The organism is Thalassovita gelatinovora, from assembly GCF_001458355.1.
GTDB lineage: Bacteria > Pseudomonadota > Alphaproteobacteria > Rhodobacterales > Rhodobacteraceae > Thalassobius > Thalassobius gelatinovorus.
On sequence record NZ_CYSA01000002.1, the window covers coordinates 1 to 754 of the forward strand.

Consider the following 754-nt stretch of genomic DNA (forward strand, 5'->3'; position numbering starts at 1 on the left):
TTGAAACAATCTGAAATTGGGCGCAGCCCCCCGACGGGGCAGGTCAGAAGTCGGGCCAGCAGTCAGGCCAGCAGTCAGCCCAGCAAATCGTGACTGACCCCGTTCAGCATCAGGGTGATTTCATCCTGCGCCGCGCCATCGACCAGCGCCCACAGAATCTGACCCGTCGGGCGGTAGATCACGAAGGCCTCTTCGACCCCGGCCCCCCCGGCATTGGCGGTTTCGGTCAGGTTGAGCTGGAACTGGTCGGCGCTGGCCGTGCCGCCGAAAACCAGAACATCGCCGTCGGCGGCGGTATAATCCTGCACCCAGTCGGAACCATGATCGGCCACCCCGAGATGATAAAACCGATCCGCACCAGACCCGCCATTGACCCGATCATAGCCGAAACCGCCATTGATGAAATCATCGCCGTCGCCGCCAAAGATCAGGTCCGACCAGGCCTGCCCGGTCAGCACATCATCGCCCGCGCCGCCGATCACCGTATCGGTGCCAAAGCCGCCGCTGATGGTGTCATTGCCATTATCGCCGCGCAATTCGTCATTGCCATAGCCGCCGTCGATACTGTCATCGCCATCGCCGCCATAGATCACGTCGCGCAGGTCGGCGTCGCTGTCGCCGCCGACGATACTGTCATTGCCCGGCCCGCCATTGAGCGTGTCGGTGCCGTCCATTCCCTCCAGCGTGTCATTGCCGTCCAGACCGGTCAGTATATCGGCCCCGTTGCCGCCGCGCAGCAGATCGTCAGAGTCCG

Annotated in this window: 1 protein-coding gene; it reads right to left on the reverse strand. The window is 63.0% G+C overall.

Features of this window, described 5'->3' with window-relative positions; all coding sequences use genetic code 11:
- Nucleotides 1-74: 74 nt before the first annotated feature.
- Nucleotides 75-754 (reverse strand): calcium-binding protein (locus TG4357_RS00355; protein ID WP_144433911.1); only part of this gene is annotated, 680 nt, incomplete at its 5' end.